Annotated in this window: 18 protein-coding genes and 1 tRNA gene; 10 read left to right on the plus strand and 9 right to left on the minus strand. The window is 68.2% G+C overall.

Translation table 11 applies throughout. The features are described 5' to 3' along the window. Positions 1-1,401, minus strand: a 1,401-nt coding sequence (locus Q8S38_RS07585; protein WP_305679817.1) for a DEAD/DEAH box helicase, incomplete at its 3' end; no start/stop codon positions are given. A 163-nt stretch (positions 1,402-1,564) separates the two neighbouring features. On the opposite strand from Q8S38_RS07585, the gene Q8S38_RS07590 reads away from it, so the two are divergent. Further along, a complete protein-coding gene (locus tag Q8S38_RS07590; protein WP_305679818.1) occupies positions 1,565-2,260 on the plus strand; it encodes an alpha/beta fold hydrolase in 696 nt (231 codons plus the stop codon). Positions 2,261-2,294: 34 nt separating this feature from the next. On the opposite strand, the gene Q8S38_RS07595 is transcribed toward Q8S38_RS07590, so the two are convergent. After that, entirely contained in the window at positions 2,295-2,555 is a 261-nt protein-coding gene (locus tag Q8S38_RS07595; RefSeq protein ID WP_305679819.1) for a hypothetical protein, read from the minus strand. A 116-nt stretch (positions 2,556-2,671) separates the two neighbouring features. After that, entirely contained in the window at positions 2,672-4,783 is a 2,112-nt protein-coding gene (parE, locus tag Q8S38_RS07600) for a DNA topoisomerase IV subunit B (protein WP_305679820.1), read from the minus strand. 267 nt (positions 4,784-5,050) lie between these two features. On the opposite strand from parE, the gene Q8S38_RS07605 reads away from it, so the two are divergent. Then, positions 5,051-5,251, plus strand: coding sequence for a hypothetical protein (locus Q8S38_RS07605; protein ID WP_305679821.1), 201 nt, complete (start codon positions 5,051-5,053; stop codon positions 5,249-5,251). A 96-nt stretch (positions 5,252-5,347) separates the two neighbouring features. After that, positions 5,348-6,571, plus strand: a complete 1,224-nt coding sequence (locus Q8S38_RS07610) for a glycosyltransferase family 4 protein (RefSeq protein ID WP_305679822.1) — start codon at positions 5,348-5,350, stop codon at positions 6,569-6,571. A 915-nt stretch (positions 6,572-7,486) separates the two neighbouring features. Here the strand turns inward: Q8S38_RS07610 and glnA are convergent. Beyond that, positions 7,487-8,896 carry a type I glutamate--ammonia ligase gene (gene glnA, locus Q8S38_RS07615; protein ID WP_305679823.1) on the minus strand — a complete coding sequence of 470 codons (1,410 nt, stop codon included), beginning with the start codon at positions 8,894-8,896 and terminating at the stop codon, positions 7,487-7,489. Between the two features lie 94 nt (positions 8,897-8,990). Next, entirely contained in the window at positions 8,991-9,329 is a 339-nt protein-coding gene (locus tag Q8S38_RS07620; RefSeq protein WP_054207854.1) for a P-II family nitrogen regulator, read from the minus strand. Positions 9,330-9,633: 304 nt separating this feature from the next. Between Q8S38_RS07620 and Q8S38_RS07625 the strand changes: the two genes are divergently transcribed. Continuing rightward, positions 9,634-11,163 carry an NAD(P)H-hydrate dehydratase gene (locus Q8S38_RS07625; protein WP_305679824.1) on the plus strand — a complete coding sequence of 510 codons (1,530 nt, stop codon included), beginning with the start codon at positions 9,634-9,636 and terminating at the stop codon, positions 11,161-11,163. Between the two features lie 87 nt (positions 11,164-11,250). On the opposite strand, the gene Q8S38_RS07630 is transcribed toward Q8S38_RS07625, so the two are convergent. Then, positions 11,251-11,841 (minus strand): PRC-barrel domain-containing protein, encoded by a 591-nt coding sequence (locus Q8S38_RS07630; protein ID WP_305679825.1) that lies wholly within the window; start codon positions 11,839-11,841, stop codon positions 11,251-11,253. Positions 11,842-12,100: 259 nt separating this feature from the next. Between Q8S38_RS07630 and Q8S38_RS07635 the strand changes: the two genes are divergently transcribed. Then, positions 12,101-12,331, plus strand: a complete 231-nt coding sequence (locus Q8S38_RS07635; protein WP_305679826.1) for a hypothetical protein — start codon at positions 12,101-12,103, stop codon at positions 12,329-12,331. Positions 12,332-12,418: 87 nt separating this feature from the next. On the opposite strand, the gene Q8S38_RS07640 is transcribed toward Q8S38_RS07635, so the two are convergent. Beyond that, positions 12,419-12,580: a hypothetical protein gene (locus tag Q8S38_RS07640; RefSeq protein WP_305679827.1), complete on the minus strand. Its 162-nt coding sequence runs from the start codon at positions 12,578-12,580 to the stop codon at positions 12,419-12,421. After that, entirely contained in the window at positions 12,577-12,801 is a 225-nt protein-coding gene (locus tag Q8S38_RS07645; protein ID WP_305679828.1) for a hypothetical protein, read from the minus strand. The genes Q8S38_RS07640 and Q8S38_RS07645 overlap by 4 nt, the downstream gene beginning before the upstream one ends. 181 nt (positions 12,802-12,982) lie before the next feature. On the opposite strand from Q8S38_RS07645, the gene Q8S38_RS07650 reads away from it, so the two are divergent. Next, positions 12,983-13,297 (plus strand): hypothetical protein, encoded by a 315-nt coding sequence (locus tag Q8S38_RS07650; RefSeq protein WP_305679829.1) that lies wholly within the window; start codon positions 12,983-12,985, stop codon positions 13,295-13,297. Between the two features lie 49 nt (positions 13,298-13,346). Here the strand turns inward: Q8S38_RS07650 and Q8S38_RS07655 are convergent. After that, positions 13,347-13,421: transfer RNA gene (locus Q8S38_RS07655), tRNA-Lys, on the minus strand. A 139-nt stretch (positions 13,422-13,560) separates the two neighbouring features. On the opposite strand from Q8S38_RS07655, the gene Q8S38_RS07660 reads away from it, so the two are divergent. From Q8S38_RS07660 to Q8S38_RS07675, 4 genes are all read left to right on the plus strand, one after another. Further along, entirely contained in the window at positions 13,561-14,652 is a 1,092-nt protein-coding gene (locus Q8S38_RS07660) for a hypothetical protein (RefSeq protein ID WP_305679830.1), read from the plus strand. Positions 14,653-14,688: 36 nt separating this feature from the next. Continuing rightward, positions 14,689-15,000, plus strand: a complete 312-nt coding sequence (locus Q8S38_RS07665) for an FtsB family cell division protein (RefSeq protein ID WP_305679831.1) — start codon at positions 14,689-14,691, stop codon at positions 14,998-15,000. 178 nt (positions 15,001-15,178) lie between these two features. Continuing rightward, positions 15,179-16,276: a pyruvate dehydrogenase (acetyl-transferring) E1 component subunit alpha gene (pdhA, locus tag Q8S38_RS07670; RefSeq protein ID WP_305679832.1), complete on the plus strand. Its 1,098-nt coding sequence runs from the start codon at positions 15,179-15,181 to the stop codon at positions 16,274-16,276. Between the two features lie 59 nt (positions 16,277-16,335). Then, the gene (locus Q8S38_RS07675) at positions 16,336-17,769 is read left to right on the plus strand and encodes a pyruvate dehydrogenase complex E1 component subunit beta (RefSeq protein WP_305679833.1); all 1,434 of its coding nucleotides are present in this window, start codon (positions 16,336-16,338) and stop codon (positions 17,767-17,769) included. The last annotated feature ends 5 nt before the right edge of the window (positions 17,770-17,774 follow it).

Consider the following 17,774-nt stretch of genomic DNA (forward strand, 5'->3'; position numbering starts at 1 on the left):
CGTCGCGGCCGCGACCGGGGCAGCCGCATCGCCGCGAATCTTGGTCCGCGTCGGGCCATCGGCGGCTGCGCGCCGGCGACGGGGCGCAGCCTCCTCCTCCGAGGCCGGGCGCTCGACACGGATCGGGCGGGGCGCCGCTTCCGGTTCGGTGCGCGGGCCGCGCTCGGGGCGGCCGCGTCCACGCTCGCCACCGCGTCCGGGCCGACGCTCCTCGCCACGGCCGCCGCGGCTGCTCGAGCGCTCCTCGCGGGGCGCGCCGGGCGGCAGTTCGCCCAGCCCGCGGCCTTCCTCCCAGGAAATGGCCTGGCCCATGAGCTTCTCGATCGCCGCGACGAGCTTCTCGTCATGCTTCGTCACGATGGTGAAGGAGGCACCCTCGCGGCCGGCGCGGCCGGTGCGACCGATGCGGTGGACATAGTCCTCGGCATGCGTCGGCACGTCGTAGTTGAAGACATGGCTGACGGCGGGGATGTCGAGCCCGCGCGCCGCGACATCGCTGGCGACCAGGATCGGCATCTCGCCGGTACGGAACGAATCGAGCGCCGCCATGCGGGCGTACTGATCCATGTCGCCATGCAGGGAAACGGCGGCAAAACCGTGCTTCTGCAGGGACTTGTGCAGGGTGGCGACATCGCGCTTGCGGTTGCAGAACACGATCGCGTTCTGCAGATCCTTGGCCTCGTTGATGAGCCGGCGCAGCGTGTCGCGCTTCTCGAAATCCTGGCCGTTGGAGGCGATGAGCCGCTGCGTGATCGTGGTGGCCGCCGTCGCCGGCCGCGAGACCTCGATGCGCACGGGGTTGTGCAGGAACTGCTCGCTGATGCGCGTGATCTCGGGCGGCATCGTCGCGGTGAAGAACAGGGTCTGGCGCGTGAACGGCACCAGCTTGCAGACCCGCTCGATGTCGGGGATGAACCCCATGTCGAGCATGCGGTCGGCCTCGTCGATGACGAGCAGTTCGACGCCGGTCAACAGCAGCTTGCCGCGCTCGACATGGTCGAGCAGGCGCCCCGGGGTCGCGATCAGCACATCGACGCCGCGGGTGATCTTGGCGTCCTGATCGCCGAAGGAGACGCCGCCGATCAAGAGCGCGACCGAGAGCTTCTGGTTGACGCCGTAGCGGGTGAAGTTCTCCTCGACCTGGGCGGCGAGCTCGCGCGTCGGCTCCAGGATCAGCGTGCGCGGCATCCGGGCGCGGGCGCGGCCGTTCTCCAGGATCGTCAGCATGGGCAGCGTGAAGGCGGCGGTCTTGCCGGTTCCGGTCTGGGCGATGCCCAGAACGTCGCGGCGGGCCAGAACATGCGGAATGGCCTGGGCCTGGATCGGGGTCGGGGTGTTGTAGCCTGCGGTCGTGACGGCTGTCAGAACCTTTTCACTCAGGCCGAGTTCGGCGAATGACATCGATGGTTGCGCTTCTTTTAGGGTCGGTGACACGTGGCGGGATGACCGACTCAACCGCGACGGTGGCGCGACTTCTCTTTCCTGCGCGCCTTCGGACCCGTGTCCCATGCAGAAAAAGCAGGGCAAAGTCAATAAACTAGCGCCCAGAGGAGCCTGACCACCGATGACCGAACCGCTCGTTCTGATCCCGGGCCTGAGTTGCGATGCCCGCCTCTTCGCACCGCAATGGCCGGCGCTCGCGCCCGGACGCCCGATTCTGGTGGCGCAGCATGATCGCGACGAGAGCCTCACGGCGATCGCCGGACGGCTGTTGGCGGTTGCGCCGGAGCGTTTTGCGCTCTGCGGCCTGTCGATGGGCGGTTACATCGCGTTCGAGGTGATGCGGCAGGCGCCGCAGCGCGTGACGCGGCTGGCTTTGCTCGACACCAGCGCCAGACCCCCAACGCCGGAGACCAATGCGCCGCGCGAACAGATGATCGCGCTGGCGCAGAAGGGCGCCTTCGATAATGTCACGACGCTGATCTGGCAGAAGCTGGTCGCGCCGGCGCGGCTGGCGGACGAGCCGCTGCGGCTGCTCGCGCGCGACATGGCGGAGACGGTCGGGGCCGAGGGCTTCGTGCGCCAGCAGCGCGCCATCATGAGCCGGCCGGATTCGCGCCCGGGGCTCGCTGCGATCAGGGTGCCGACGCTGGTTCTGGTCGGCGAGGAGGATCTGATCACGCCGCCCGCCGAGGCCGAACTCATCACTGCCGGCATCGGAGCGTCGGCGCGGCGCGTCACGATTCCCGGCTGCGGCCATCTGTCGACGCTCGAACGGCCCGACGCCGTCACGCGCGAATTGCTGGCCTGGCTCGGCTGAGCCTCAGGCGCCAGACCTCAGCAGGTTGGCCGCTTCAGCGGGGAAGGGCGCAAGGGTCGAGCCTGGTCTCGCCGGCGGCCTTGCGCAGCGACCCCGTCGTCATCGGGTCGAACCCCTTGCCGGTGGCGGCCGCCGCGGCCACCTGGGCCAGCCGGTCGCGATCGAAACTCGCCGTCTGCGCCGAGATGAAGTTGGCGGCGAGGATCGACAGGAAGGCGATCGCCGCGCCGGCCTTGGCGATGTCGGCGATCAGGGTGCCGCGCTCATTCTTCCAGAACAATTCGATGAGCCGCATCGGGCGCTCCCGCGTCAGAGGGGCGGCACGATGCCCCCACGCCGATCAGGATGCGCCAAGAGCTGTAAAAAGATGGTTAGCGAAGCCTTGTCGCGTTTGCGCTGGGTGAAGGCTTTCTAGAGGTCGATCAGTTCGCCCGCGAAGGCGGCCCGCTCCTGGATGAACAGGAAGCGCGCCTCGGGCTTGTTCCCCATCAGCCGCTCGACCGTGTCGGAGGCCTCGTCGCGCGCCTCGTGCTCGACCATGACCTTGAGCAGGATGCGCTTGGCCGGGTCCATCGTGGTTTCCTTCAGCTGCGCCGGCATCATTTCGCCCAGGCCCTTGAAGCGGCTGATCTCCGGCTTCTTGCCCTTGAACACGGAGGCGATCAGCTCGTCCTTGTGCAAGTCGTTGCGCGCATAGACGGATTTGCCGCCATGCTGCAGCCGGTAGAGCGGCGGCACCGCGAGATAGAGATGCCCCTTCTCGACCAGGCGCGGCATCTGGCGCCAGAAGAAGGTCACCAGCAGCGAGGCGATATGCGCGCCGTCGACATCGGCGTCGGTCATCACGATGACCTTCTCGTAGCGCAGATCGTCCTCGCGGAACTGGCTGCCGATGCCGCAGCCCAGCGCCAGGATCAGGTCGGCGAGCTGCTGGTTGGCGTTGAGCTTCTCGCGCGTCGCATTGGCGACGTTCAGGATCTTGCCGCGCAGCGGCAGGATCGCCTGCGTCGCGCGGTTGCGCGCCTGCTTGGCGGAGCCGCCGGCCGAATCGCCCTCGACGATGAAGAGCTCGGACCCGGCGGCGCCGGCATTCGAGCAATCGGCGAGCTTGCCCGGCAGCCTGAGCTTGCGCGTCGCGGTCTTGCGCGAGACCTCTTTTTCGAGCCGGCGGCGCAGGCGCTCCTCGGCCCGGTCGACCGACCAGTCGAGCAGCTTCAGCGCCTGCTGCGGCGCCTGGGCGAGCCAGTGGTCGAAGGCGTCGCGCACCGCGTTCTCGACGATTCGGGAGGCCTCCAGCGTCGCCAGCTTGTCCTTGGTCTGGCCCTGGAACTCCGGCTCGCGGATGAAGACCGAGAGCATCGCGGCACAGGTCGCCATGACGTCGTCGGAGGTGACCTGCGCCATGCGCTTCGACTGGCCGATGCGCTCGGCATGGTCGCGCAAGCCCCGCAGCAGGGCGATGCGCAGCCCCTGCTCATGGGTGCCGCCCTCGGCGGTCGGGATCGTGTTGCAGTAGGACGACGAGAAGCCGTCCTCGCCGGTCGCGAGCCAGGCGATCGCCCATTCCAGCGAGCCATGGCTGCCGGGTTTGGTGATCTTTCCGGCGAAGATCGGCTCCGCGACGAGATCCTTGCCCTCGATCTCGCGCGACAGGTAATCGCGCAGGCCCCCGGGGAACTTGAACACGGCCTCGGCGGCGACATCGCCCTCCGGGTTCAGCAGGCTCTGCGCGCAGCGCCAACGGATCTCGACCCCGCCGAACAGATAGGCCTTCGACCGCGCCATCCGGAACAGCCGCGCCGGGACGAAATGCGCGGCCTCGCCGAAGATCTGCGCATCCGGATGGAAACGCACGCGCGTGCCGCGCCGGTTGGCCACCGCGCCGACCGTCTCGAGCGGTCCCTGCGGCAAGCCGCGCGAGAACACCTGACGGTAGAGTGTCTTGCCGCGCGCGACCTCGACCTCGAGCCGGTCGGACAACGCATTGACCACGGAGACGCCGACGCCGTGCAGGCCGCCGGAGGTCTCATAGGCCTTGGAGTCGAACTTCCCGCCGGCATGCAGCGTCGTCATGATGACTTCGAGCGCCGATTTGCCGGGGAACTTCGGGTGGGGATCGACCGGGATGCCGCGGCCATTGTCGGTGACGGCGATCGAGCCGTCCTCCAGCACCTCGACATCGATGAAGCTGGCATGTCCCGCCACCGCCTCGTCCATGGCGTTGTCGATCACCTCGGCAAAGAGATGGTGCAAAGCGCGCTCGTCGGTGCCGCCGATATACATGCCCGGGCGGCGCCGGACCGGCTCCAGACCCTCCAGCACCTCGATCGCGGAGGCATCGTAGCCGGTTTCCGACAGCGTGCCGTTGCGCGGAGGCGTGGGGGCTGCGGGCTGGATCGAGTGCAGACTGGACGCATCCGAGGCCGGCGGGACGGCGCGCGACGGCTTCGGCGCTGCGGCCACTGGCGCGGGGGGCGCCGGGCGCTCGGGTTCGCCGCCGAAAAGATCGCCGTTTTCCGCCATGTCGTATCTGCAAGCCCCTGATTCGCGACCCTTTACGATACCGCAGATGCGGTCTGGACGCGCGCCGCGCCCTTCCTACAACCATGGCCCCGGCCTGGGAACCTGCGGAAACAGCGCAGTCATCAAGCCGTCACCGGGATGACCGATCGCAAGGCTCGGGAACCGATCCGTTCAAGGCGCATTAACCTTGCCGACCGGAGAATGCACACATCGATCGCCGGGTCAGGCAGCGTGCGTCGGCGGCGATCATCGAAGGGGGAGGGTGGCGTGGCGTATTCCTATCAAGCGCAAGGGCGGGTGGCGGGGCTGGAGCGGACCGCGCGTCTCGCCGGTGAAGCCTTCGGGCATGAGGACGCTGCGTCGCTGATCGGCCGGGGCTTCGCGGCGCCGGCGCTCGCGCGCTGGCGTGCGCTGATGTCGGCCGGGCTGTCCTCGATCATGATGTCGCTGGCGCCGGGCGCCCGCTGACACGCCAGAGTGACCAAAACGACCTGAGGCCGCCTGTAAAATTTCAACCTTTTTGCCATAAGCCCGGATGCAAGGGGGCTTTGGCAGATGCGTTGCGTGATCATCAGCGATTTCGGCTCGGTCAATGGCGGTGCGGCCAAGGTGGCCATCGAGAGCGCGCGCGGCCTGGCGGAGGCCGGGCTCGACATCGTCTTCGCCTGCGCCATCGGCCCGATCTCGCCGCGGCTGGACCATCCCCGCATCGACATCCAGCGCTTCGAGGGCGAGGAGATCTGGAAAGTCGGGGGCCGCATCGCAGCCGCCCGGCAGGGCATCTGGAATGCCGCCGCCCATGCCTTCCTGACGGCGCTGCTCGCGCGCCAGCCGGCCGGGACGATCGTCCATCTGCACCAGTGGACCAAGGCCTTCAGCCCTGCGGCGATCGCAGCCGCGGGCGAGAGCGGGCTGCCGGTGGCGATCACCATGCACGACTATTTCTCGTTCTGCCCGACCGGCGGCTATTTCGACTTCAAGGCGGGAGCGCCTTGCACGCGGAGGCCGATGTCGGGCGGCTGCATGGCGGCGAATTGCGACCGCGAGAGCTATGCCCACAAGCTTGTCCGCGTCGCCCGGCAATGGCGCTCCGACGAGGCGCTGCGGGCGCTCGCCCAGCCGCTCTTCATCCATGTCAGCGACTTCGCGCGCGACGTCGCCCGCCCGTTCCTGCCCCGGCAGGCCCGCCACATGGTCGTCGAGAACATGATGGAGGCACAGAAGCGGCCGCCCGCCGACGTCGCCGAAAACCGGCACGCGCTGTTCCTCGGGCGCTTCACCCAGGAAAAAGCCGGCGATGTCTTGGCCGCGGCGGCGCGCGAGGCGGGGATGCCGGTACGCTTCGTCGGCGAGGGACCGCTGCGCGCCGAGATCCTCCAGGCCAATCCAGCCGCCGATTTCGGCGACTGGCTTCCCGCCGAACGCGTCTTCGAGGAGATCGAGCGCGCCCGCTGCCTCGTCCTGCCCTCGCTCTGGTACGAGCCCGGGCCGCTGGTCGTGGCCGAGGCCCGCTCGCGCGGCGTGCCCGTCGTGCTCGCCCGCACGACCGGGCCGGCCGGCTGGATCCGCGATGGCGAGGACGGGCTGCTCGTCGATGGCGGCGATGTCGCGGGTCTGGCGGCCGCGCTCGTGCAACTGCAGGACGACGGCACGGCGCGTCGCATGGGAGAGGCCTCCTATCGGCACTACTGGGCCGACGCGCTGACGGTCGAACGCCATGTCGCCCGCACGCTCGCCGCCTACGAGACGCTGGCCCACACACCGCAGGCCGCCAACGCCGCGGGCTAGAGCGGGTTTCGAGCTGACGGAGACACTGGGCTCAGACGGTTCATCGACCGCCACGAGATCACGCTCAAGCACGCCGGCCCGCTCGCGACACTCGAGTGCCCGTCTTCATCGAGAAGACCTGGGCCTCGACCACCATGGCGCGGCGCCATGGCCGGTGCACGCGCGGCGAGCCTCAGCCTGACCGTCCTCTACGCCATGGACCCTTTCGGTGGCGTCCTTGCTAAAGCAAGACGGAAATGAAACTGTCATTACCCTAGGGAAAGATCCAGGGGGAACAGGACGATGACTGGGGCTCGACATAAATCTGCACTACTCGCTTTCTTGTCACTCTTCATTTTTGGCGATGTGAATTCAGCCGACGCGCAGCAGCGCTACCCCGGAGAGCGCTCAAGCTGCCCTCCCGGAACTGTCTTTGTACGTGAAACCGGCGACTGCGTTCAGCGCCGCAGGAGCGGTGGCTTTGATCGAGGCGAAGACGAGCGTTTCGATCGCCGGTCGGACAGACGGACGGAGCGGCGCCCCGACTATCGCGACGACCGTTACCGGGACCGGGGCGAATATCGGCCCGAGCCCCGCCGCGAAGTGAGCACCGTTTGCCGCTTCCGGAGCGGTCCGCGTGCCGGCACGTCGTTCGACTATGCTGCCTTTGGAATGGCTCCGATCGCGGTCGGCGGCCCCTGCAACGACGGCGTGGCCAGCCAGGGCGTCGTGGTCAGCAACCGCGGCTATCGGCGCTAGACCCGCCGCCGGACTCTCAGCCTCCCGCAACCGTAGCGGCCGTGGTTGCGGGACCGTGGTCCGGTGTCTCCAAGCAAAAAACGGCCGGGGCGTTGCCGCCCCGGCCGTAAAGGTGGACCGCGAAACGCACGGTCGGGAGGAAGCTCGCGGCCGGCCCGCCGGGCTCGGCCGAAACCCTCAGTAGGAGTAGTACATCGCGAACTCGACCGGGTGCGGCGTCATCTCGTAGCGCGCCACATCCTGCATCTTCAGCTCGATATAGCTCTCGATGAAGTCGTCGTTGAAGACGCCGCCGGCCTTGAGATAGGCGTTGTCCTTCTTCAGCGAGTCCAGCGCTTCGCGCAGCGAGCCGCACACCGTCGGGATCTTCTTCAGTTCGCGCGGCGGCAGGTCGTAGAGGTCCTTGTCCATGGCCGGACCCGGATCGATCTTGTTGATGATGCCGTCGATGCCGGCCATCAGCATCGCCGCGAAGGCGAGATAGGGGTTCGCCATCGGATCGGGGAAGCGGACCTCGACGCGCTTGGCCTTCGGCGAGGTCGTCCACGGAATACGGCAGGAGGCCGAGCGGTTGCGGGCCGAATAGGCCAGCAGCACCGGAGCCTCATAGCCCGGGACGAGGCGCTTGTAGGAGTTCGTCGACGGGTTGGTGAAGGCGTTCAGGGACTTGGCGTGCTTGATGATGCCGCCGATGTACCACAGGCACTCCTGCGACAGGTCGGCGTACTTGTTGCCGGCCATGATCGGCTTGCCGCCCTTCCAGATCGACTGGTGGACATGCATGCCCGAGCCGTTGTCGCCATAGATGGGCTTGGGCATGAAGGTCGCGGTCTTGCCGTAGCTCTGCGCGACGTTGTGGATGGCATACTTGTAGACCTGCATGGTGTCGGCCATGTGGGTCAGCGTGTCGAACTTCAGGCCGAGCTCGTGCTGGGCGGAAGCGACCTCGTGGTGGTGCTTCTCGACCTTGGCGCCCATGGCCGCCATGGCCGCCAGCATCTCGCCGCGCATGTCCTGCGCCGAATCCTGCGGCGGGACGGGGAAGTAGCCGCCCTTGGTGGCGATGCGGTGGCCGAGATTGCCGCCCTCATAGTCGGTCATGCCGTTGATCGGCAGCTCGACGTTGTCGAGCTTGAAGCCCGTGTTGTACGGGTCGGCGGCGATCTTGACGTCGTCGAAGACGAAGAACTCGGCCTCGGGGCCGACATAGATCGTGTCGCCGATGCCGGTCGACTTCAGATAGGCCTCGGCCTTCTTGGCCATGCCGCGCGGGTCGCGACCATAGGGCTCGCCGGTGGCCGGCTCGAGCACGTCGCAGGTGATGACCATCGTCGCGGCCGAGAAGAACGGATCCATGCAGGCGGTGGTCGGATCCGGCATCAGCAGCATGTCGGACTCGTTGATCGCCTTCCAGCCGGCGATCGAAGAGCCGTCGAACATCGTGCCCTCGGCGAAGATGTCCTCGTCGATCATGGTGACGTCGAACGTCACATGCTGCCACTTGCCGCGCGGGTCGGTGAAGCGGAAGTCCACATACTTGACGTCGTTGTCCTTGATCGCCTTCAGGACATCCTTGGCGTTCTTCATCTCAGCATTCCTCTTGTGGTCGTTTCTCAACTCATTCGATCCGCAGGGCCGCTTGGCCGCCGGATCACCGAACTCTCAGGGCACGGGATGAGCCTCAGATCGCGTCCGCGCCGGTTTCCCCGGTACGGATGCGGATCGCCCCCTCCACCGTCGATACAAAAATCTTGCCATCGCCGATGCGCCCGGTCTGGGCTGCCTTCATGATCGCCTCGATGGCGCCTTCGACCATCTCGTCGGCGAGCACGATCTCGATCTTCACCTTGGGCAGGAAGTCGACGACGTATTCGGCGCCGCGATAGAGTTCGGTGTGGCCCTTCTGCCGTCCGAAGCCCTTGGCCTCGAGAACGGTGATGCCCTGCAGGCCGACCTCCTGAAGCGCTTCCTTCACCTCGTCCAGCTTGAACGGCTTGATGATCGCTTCGATCTTCTTCATGCGCCGACCGGCCTCCGTTGACTGCGATCCCGGCGCGATGCCGCGACCCTCTGGTTCCGCCGTCCTGCCGGCGCTCGCGATCCACCTTAGATCGGCGGCGGGAGCGTCCGCCGGGGACGATGGCGACGTCTTCCTTCTGCTCATAGCATCGGCGCTTGTCTCTCGCTACGCGGCAGCATGCGGAGCACTGCGCGATGATAGTGCAGAAAACGGATGATAAATTAGGCAAGTGATCAATCAATGATCATTTTGAATCGGAGGGCGTCGTCTTGCCGTTGGCATCGCCCTCTCCGATGATGGCGCGATGAGCGCATCCACCGAGACCGACCACGCCTTGCTCGACGTCGCCGCCATGGCGGCCGCGGATCGGCTGACGATCGCCGCCGGGACGCCCGGCTCCGTGCTGATGGAGCGCGCGGGGCGCGCCGTCGCCGATGCCGTCGATCGGCGCACGCCGCCCGGCGCGCGCATCCTCGTGCTGTGCGGGCCCGGCAACAATGGCGGCGACGGCTTCGTCGCTGCCCGCCTCCTGGCCAGGCGCGGCCGGCCGGTCACGCTGGCGCTGGCGGCCGAGCGGTCGGACCTGGCGGGCGATGCGGCGGCGATGGCGCAGGCCTGGAGCGGGCCGGTCGAGCCGATCGCGGGGCTTGAGCCGCAAGCCTACGGCATCGTCGTCGACGCCCTCTTCGGGGCCGGGCTGAGCCGCCCGCTGGAGGGCGGGGTGGCGGCGCTGGTGGCGGCCGTCAACGCGGCGGGACGCCCGGTGGTGGCGGTCGATGTGCCCAGCGGGCTCTCGGGCGACACCGGAGGGCATGACGGCGCCGTCATCCGCGCGACCGAGACGGTGACCTTCTTTCGCCTCAAGCCGGGGCATCTGCTCCAGCCGGGGCGTGCGCTGTGCGGGGTGATCACGCTGGCCGATATCGGCATTGCAGCCGATCTGGTCTTCACGCCGGAGCGGCCGGCGACGCTGTTCGCCAACACGCCTGCCCTGTGGCGTGGCGTCTGGCCGGTTCACGCCGCCCAGACGCACAAGTTTCGCCGCGGCTCCGTCCTGGTTGTGGCCGGAGGGCTGCAGGGTGTCGGGGCCCCGCGGCTGGGGGCCCGTGCGGCGCTGCGGATCGGGGCAGGGCTGGCCACCATCGCCTGCCGGCCGGACGCGCTGGCGGCGCATGCGGCACGCGGCCCCGACGCGCTGATGCAGAGGCCGATCGCGGACGCTGCCGCGCTCGAGCGCCTGCTGGCCGAGCCGCGCCTGTCGGCCGTGCTGATCGGCCCGGCGCTCGGGCTCGACGCGACGGCCCGCGAGGCCGTCATGGCGGTTTTGCGCGCCGCCGTGCCGGCCGTGCTCGACGCCGATGCGCTCACCCTCGTCGCCGCCTCCGCGGCCCGCCTGGCGACGCTGCTGGGTCGGCGCGGCGCGCCCTGCGTTCTCACTCCGCATGAAGGCGAATTCGAACGCGTCTTCGGCGCCGTCGCCGCCGTCACCCGGGCGAGGTCCCGGCTCGACAAGGCGCGCCGGGCCGCCGCTCATGCCAAGGCCGTTGTGGTGCTGAAAGGTCCCGACACCGTCATCGCGTCCCCCGACGGCCGGGCTGCGATCAACACCACCGGATCGCCGGCTCTGGCTACCGCGGGCTCCGGCGACGTGCTCGGCGGGCTGATCGCCGGCCTGCTCGCCCAGGGCATGCCGGCGTTCGAAGCGGCCTGCGCCGCCGTCTGGCTGCATGGTCGCGCCGGAGAGGAGGGCGGTCTCGGCTTGATCGCCGACGACCTGCCTGAATGCGTGCAGCGCCTGCTCGCCGAGGCTGCAGCCGACGGGACAGCGGGTTGAACGAAAACGGCCCGCCCTCTGGACGAGGACGGGCCGCAACGCAACATCTCAACGCAACGCCATCAAGACATTAAGCGTCGACGAGCCTCAGGTGCCGGAATAATCCACCGCCGGGGCGCTCGTCAGCTGCTCCTTGGTCAGAGTGATCTTGCCATGGTCGGGATGCATCATCGGCGCACGGGCCGAAGCCGCGGTGCCGGTGGTTCCCGTACCCGCTGTGCCGGTCGCCGGAGCGGCTATGCCGCTGGCCGGAGGCGCGGTGCTGCCGGCGGGAGCCATGGCGCCGCCAGCAGGCGCGGCCGAGGCGATCGGCTGTTCGCTCCAGTTCACCTGCGCGAAGGGGATGGCGACATCCTTCTGGCCGAGCCCCAGGAAGCCACCGACGCCGACGGTGATCATCTCGATCTTGCCGGTCTTGTCGAAGAGCACTTCGGTGACATCGCCGACCTTCTCGTTGTTGGGGCCGTAGATGTCGACACCGATCAACTGGGTCGAGCGCCACTTGCCCTGCCAGGACATGTTGGCGGGAGCGACGGTGGTTGCCGTCGGAGCCGTAACCGCCGTGGCGGAGGGCGCGGCGGGAGCGGTGTTCGGGGCAGGGGCGGTCGTCTGGGCGATGGCGGTCGCGCTCATCAGCGCAAGGGCCAGCGATGTCGCGGCGATGTGACGTTTGAACATGAAGTCCTCCTCATGGATCGGGTTGCGTGTGCAATCCGCCTCGTGGCGGGATACGCAAACAACCCCCGGAAATCGGATTGGTTCAGCCGCAAGATGAAAAATCGGGCGCAGATCGCCGACGATTCCGGCCGATCCTGGGATATCGCTCCGACAACGACCGGCTGGGGAACCCGCCGAAACGGGCGGCGTTCACCCCCAGGGCGGGGAGCCTGCGCTTCCAGCACCGAAGATGTTTTTCACCGTTCAGGAGGGGTTGACCATGAGCCAGGCGAACAGGACGGGCGAGGTGGCGCTGACGGTGATGGTGGACGCGCCGGGGCAGGCGGCGCTCGACCGTTTTCGGACCGCGCACGATCCGGCCATGAGCCGCGCCGGGGCGCTTCAGGCGATCCTGTCCGCGTGGATGGAGGCGAACGCCGGGACGCCGGGCGGGGGCGCCGCCGACGAAGGGCTGCGGCCCAGCGAGCTCAACGCGAGCAACGACATCTGAGCCGCCGGCGGATGGCGGTTCATAGGCGACCAGCCGGTCGCGCTCGATCACGCGGCGGACCGGAGGCTGGCCGCCGCCGCCCCGTCGTCAGGTTTCGTCGAGCCTGAGCTGAAAGACCAGAATGGCGTCGGCCAGCGCCTGAAGTTCCTCCGTCTTCGCCGGGCTGTCGGGCTCGCCGTGCAAAGCCGCGATGCGCTGCTGCGCCTGCTGGTGATCGGCGTCGCTGTGGAGAACGATCGGTTCGGTCATGACGCGTCTGTCCAGCCCGTCGCGTCGTCGTGGCATCGATCCCATTCGCCGACCGCCGCGATCAAGGCCTGGCGTTCGCGCTCCTCGTCCTCGCTTCGCGCGCAGGCGTCGAGCACGGTGATGCGCCGCGTCGCCAGTTCGTAATCCTCGATCGTCTCGAGCTTGAACTGCACGCGCCCCGATTCGCCGGCATGCGGCGGGTGTTCAATCATGGTCTTCATCGTCTCTCTCCCGCGGAGACCCGTTTCAGGTCCCCGATCCGTTTGAAGAATGACGCGGCAGGGCCCGCAGGGTTCCGCCGGCGCCGATGCGGCGCTTAAGGGTTCCTCAAAGGTTCGGTGCATGATTCGGTTCGGTGAAACGGCCGCCCCTGGCCGGGCCCGCAGCGGGAATCAGCGATCCATGGACGTCCGGCCGATCGACACGGGTCTCGTGGCAACGCTGCTGGCGCTCGCCATCGCGCTCGGCGGGACTGGGTCGGCGCAGGCCTTCTGGCCGCGCGGGCAGGTATCGATGTGCGCCGATGCGACCTCGGCCCGGGAGCGCGCCCGGCATCGCTGCGATGAGCTGAACGGCTACGCCGATCCGGGCTGGCCGGCCCTCGGGCTCGGCGATGCAGGTCACGGTGCGTATCGCGGCAAGGCCACCGGCATGAACCGGGGACCGGCACCGGGATACGATCCCGCTAACCGCCCGCCCGTTCGCCGGCTGGGCTGACGGTCCGCCCTCCGCGCCGCCCTCGGAGGGGCCGGTCAGCGCAGCGGCGTGGTGAGCGGGGTGGGTATCGAACCCACGACCACATGATTAAAAGTCACGTGCTCTACCACTGAGCTACCCGCCCTCACGGGGGCTGACATACGGATGCCCCGCCGTCGGGTCAATATTGTTCCGGCCGCTCTTTCCATGGCAGAAGCGCGGCAATGCAGCGCGCCGGACGGAACGACAATGGCTTTCAACGGGCGGAACAGGGCCATGACGGCATGGCTTTGAAGCCGCAGACGCCGCCAGCGCTGGCCTGGACGCGTTGGACGGCATGGTTCCTCGCCGCGGCGCTGGCGACCCTGGTGCTGCTGTGGGGATTTGCCGCGGCGCTCGATCCCTTCGGCCTGCGCGTCGGCCGTGGCCAGGCGCCGCGCCCGATCATGGATATCAACCAGCGCTTCATGTACCCGCAGCTGGTGCGCTCGGGCGGCTTCGATTCCGCGGTGTTCGGCACCTCGACGATGCGGCTGCTCGATCCCGCGACGCTGTCGACAGCGATGGGGGGGCGCTTCGCCAATCTCGCGATGAATGCGGCCACGCCCTGGGAGCAGGTCCAGATGGCGGAGCTGTTCGCCCGTCAGGTTTCGGCGCCGAGGACCGTGCTGTGGGGAATCGACGCTCTGTGGTGCGCGCCCGATGCGACCGATCCCGACAGGCGGCTGACGCCGCGGCCGTTCCCGCCCTGGCTCTATGACGAGATCGGCTGGCGCGACTGGCCGGAGCTGATGAATCTGACGACGCTGGAGATCGCCGGCCGGCTGCTGGCGCACCGCCTCGGCCTGATGCCGGAGCGCATCCGCGGCGATGGCTACGAGGTCTTCACGCCGCCCGAGGCGCTCTACGATCTCGATCGCGCCCGCCTCCACCTCTACGCCGACCGCGGCGGCGTGCCCTTCGCTCCTGAACCGGAGCAGCCGCCGGACGCCGTGTCCGATGAGGCGCGCGCGCAGTGGCGCTTTCCGGCGCTGGCCTGGCTCGACCAGACCCTGGCCCGGCTGCCCGCCGCGACGCGGGTCATGCTCGTCCTGCCGCCGGTTCACCATGCCGCGCTGCCGCGAGCGGGGTCGTCCGGCGCACAGCGTTTTTCGGCCTGCAAGACCGCGCTCGTGGCGCTGGCCGCCCGCCATGGCGCGAGCGTGCTCGACTACGCCTTCGTCTCGCCGATCACCCGGCGCGACGACAACTACTGGGACCCGCTGCATTTCAGGCTGCCGACGGCGCGGCGTATGGAGGCGGAGATCGCGGCCGTCGCCGCCGGCGGCGCGCCGGGCACTGATGGGGCCGCCGTAGAGCTGTTGCCCGCGCGTTAACCTGCCGGAAACCAAGGCGGCCTAACCCTGAGCGCCATGGTGATCCGCCGCGGTGTCCGTTCCGTCCTCATTACGCTCGCGCTCTACCTCGTGTCGGGGGCAGCGGTGAGCTATTTCATGTTCCATGCCCAGCACGGCGCCCGCGGGCTCGACGCGCGCGACACGCTGCAGGGCTCGCTGCGCGAAATGGAGACCGAACTCGCCGGACTCACCGCCGAGCGCAAGCTCTGGGAGCAGCGCCTCGCACTGGTCCGCGACGAGGCGGTCGACCGCGATGTGCTGGAGGAGCGGGCGCGCGACAGCCTCGGTCGGATCCATCGCAACGACGTCATTCTGATGGGGCGCTGAGCATCGCTTGCCGATGCCGGCAAATAGTCCCGGACGTATCGATTAACTGGATTTCGGTTACTTTTCGAAAGCCGTGATAATTCAGCGTCTTACGAGATGCTGCAATGCGAGATAGCCGCCTCGCCAAGGGTTTTGCGATCCTCTACAACCAAGGTCGCATGATCTTGGAGGACCGCCGATGGCCGTTGCCGCGCGCAAGACGAAAGCTCCCGCCCCAGCCAAGCCCGCCGCCAAACCGGCGAAGGCGCGATCGGCCAAAGCCGCCGGCGAGGGCGCCTCGGCCGCGCCCAGCAACATCCCCGTCTTCAGCAAGGACGAGGATCTGCACGCCTATCGCGAGATGCTGCTGATCCGCCGCTTCGAGGAAAAGGCGGGCCAGATGTACGGCATGGGCCTGATCGGCGGCTTCTGCCATCTCTATATCGGCCAGGAAGCCGTCGTCGTCGGGATGCAGATGGCGTCCAAGGAGGGCGACCAGGTCATCACCGGCTATCGCGACCATGGCCACATGCTCGCCTGCGGCATGGAATCGCGCGGCGTGATGGCGGAGCTGACCGGCCGGCAGGGGGGCTATTCCCGCGGCAAGGGCGGCTCGATGCACATGTTCTCCCGCGAGAAGAATTTCTATGGCGGCCACGGCATCGTCGGCGCCCAGGTCTCGCTCGGCACCGGTCTTGGCTTCGCCAACTGGTACCGCGAAGACGGGCGCGTCTCGCTCGCCTATTTCGGCGACGGCGCCGCCAACCAGGGCCAGGTCTATGAGAGCTTCAACATGGCCCAGCTCTGGAAGCTGCCGGTCGTGTTCGTGATCGAGAACAACCGCTACGCCATGGGCACCTCGGTCAACCGTGCCTCAGCGCAGACCGACTTTTCCCGCCGCGGCGTCTCCTTCGGCATTCCCGGCGAGCAGGTCGACGGTATGGATGTCCGCGCCGTGCGCGACGCCGCCACCCGCGCGATCGACCATGCCCGCAGCGGCAAGGGCCCCTACATCCTGGAGATGCAGACCTACCGCTACCGCGGCCACTCGATGTCGGACCCGGCCAAGTACCGCTCCAAGGACGAGGTCCAGCGCATGCGCGAGGAGCACGATCCGATCGAGCAGGTGAGGGGGCGTCTCACCCGCGAGTTCAAGGTCGGCGAGGACGAGCTCAAGGCGATCGACGCCAAGGTCCGCGAGATCGTCAACGACGCGGCCGAGTTCGCGACGCATGATCCCGAGCCCGACGTCTCGGAGCTGTTCACCGACATCCTGCTGGAGCCGGCGAAGGCCTGAGCGCCTCGCTGCCGCCGCACCAGTCCTTTTCGCCTCGTCCAATCATTCCGGGTGCGTTCATGCCGATCGACATTCTCATGCCTGCCCTTTCGCCGACCATGGAGCAGGGCAAGCTCTCCAAATGGCTGAAAGCCGAGGGCGACAGCGTCAAGGCCGGCGACATCATCGCCGAGATCGAGACCGACAAGGCGACGATGGAGGTGGAAGCCGTCGATGAAGGCATCCTCGCCAAGATCCTGATCGCCGACGGCACCGAGAACGTCGCCGTCAACACGCCCATCGGCGTCATCGCTGCCGAGGGCGAGGACGTGAAGGCAGCCGCCAGCGGTGGCGCCGGACAGTCCGACAAGCCCGCCGCGACGTCTCCCCAGGCGGCGCAGTCGGCGCCCCCGGCGGCCACCGGCGAGGCCCCGAAGGTCGCTGCTGCGCCGAAGGCCGAGTCGGCCGTCGCCAATCCGCCCGCTACCGCCAAGAGCTACGACGCCTCGTCGGAATTCCCGGCCGGCGCCGAGATCGTCAGCATGACCGTCCGCGAGGCGCTGCGCGACGCCATGGCCGAGGAGATGCGCCGCGACGGCGACGTCTTCGTCATGGGCGAGGAGGTCGCCGAGTACCAGGGCGCCTACAAGGTCACGCAAGGGCTGCTGCAGGAGTTCGGCCCCAAGCGCGTCATCGACACACCGATCACCGAGCATGGTTTTGCCGGCATCGGCGTCGGCGCGGCGCTGACCGGCCTCAAGCCGATCGTCGAGTTCATGACCTTCAACTTCGCCATGCAGGCGATCGACCAGATCATCAACTCCGCCGCCAAGACGCTCTACATGTCCGGCGGCCAGATGGGCTGCCCGATCGTGTTCCGCGGCCCCAACGGCGCGGCCGCCCGCGTCGGCGCCCAGCACAGCCATGACTACGCCGCCTGGTACTCCAACATTCCGGGCCTCAAGGTCGTCGCGCCCTACAGCGCGTCGGACGCCAAGGGCCTGCTCAAGAGCGCGATCCGCGACCCCAACCCGATCATCTTCCTCGAGAACGAAATCCTCTACGGCCGCTCCTTCGACGTGCCCAAGGGCGACGACATCCTCGTGCCGATCGGCAAGGCCAAGGTGGTGCGGCCGGGCAAGGACGTCACCATCGTCTCCTTCAGCATCGGCATGACCTATGCGCTGGCCGCCGCCGAGGCGCTGGCCAAGGAGGGCATCGACGCCGAGGTCATCGACCTCAGGACGATTCGCCCGATGGACATCGAGACGGTCATCGCCTCCGTGCAGAAGACGCATCGCTGCGTCGCCGTCGAGGAGGGCTTCCCGCAGTCGGGCGTCACCGCCGAGATTGGCATGAAGATCATGGAAGCGGCGTTCGACTATCTCGATGCGCCCGTCGCCCGCGTCACCGGCAAGGACGTGCCGATGCCCTACGCCGCGAACCTCGAGAAGCTCGCTTTGCCGAATGTCGGCGAGGTCATCGCGGCGGCCAAAGCCGTCTGCTACCGCTGAGAGGC

This window comes from Allobosea sp., assembly GCF_030695125.1.
Taxonomy (GTDB): domain Bacteria; phylum Pseudomonadota; class Alphaproteobacteria; order Rhizobiales; family Beijerinckiaceae; genus Allobosea.